The sequence below is a fragment of the Calothrix sp. CCY 0018 genome (assembly GCF_963920925.1).
Lineage (GTDB): Bacteria > Cyanobacteriota > Cyanobacteriia > Cyanobacteriales > Nostocaceae > Rivularia.
Window position 1 is genome coordinate 1 of record NZ_CAWUDI010000126.1, and the last position, 786, is coordinate 786.

Genomic DNA, 786 nt, shown 5'->3' on the forward strand with positions numbered 1-786 from the left:
AAAGCACTTTGATATCTGTCTTCGGCATTTTTTGCCATTAACTTCATGACGATATCGAATAAAACTTGAGGAATTTCTTGATTAGTAATTGCAGGAGGTTGTTTGGCAATGTGACAATGTACCAATTCCATTGCATCATCCGATTTAAACGGTAAATTAGCAGTTAGTAATTCGTAAAAAGTTACACCCAAGGAATAAAAATCGCTGCGGTAGTCTACGCCTCGGTTCATGCGTCCAGTTTGTTCGGGAGAAATATAAGCTAGAGTTCCTTCTAAAACATTAGGACTTTTGATCTCTGGGGTTTCTTTATTAAGTAAAGAAGCAATACTAAAGTCGATTAATTTTACTTGTTTTGTTTCTGGATTAATTAGAATATTGGCTGGTTTTATATCTTTGTGAATAACCCGGTGCTGATAAAGTGTTTTGAAAATATCACATAAGGATATCGCAACCTGTAAAAATTCTTGGAGAAAAGCAGTATCTTGTATTTGTAGAGAAGCAAAATAATCTTTAATAGAAATTCCCCCAAAATCTTCCATCACTAAAATATAAGCATTTTGGAACGGTTCCAAGCTGTAGGTTTGGATGATTCCTCGAAAGTGAAGATTTTTGGCAATGGTGTATTGATTGCGGAATTGTACCAGTTCGTTAAAACTGGGATAAGGATTTTTCAGCAGTTTTATTACCACTGGTTTTTGGTCGCTTTCTCGTAAAGCTCGATAAACTAAGGTTCTGGAACCATCATAAAGTTTTTCGCTGACTTGATAACCGGGAATACTGACTTGA

Annotated in this window: 1 protein-coding gene; it reads right to left on the reverse strand. The window is 35.5% G+C overall.

Annotated elements, in window-relative coordinates; translation table 11 throughout:
- Positions 1–786 (reverse strand): serine/threonine protein kinase (locus ACM03V_RS34450; protein ID WP_414625308.1); only part of this gene is annotated, 786 nt, incomplete at both ends.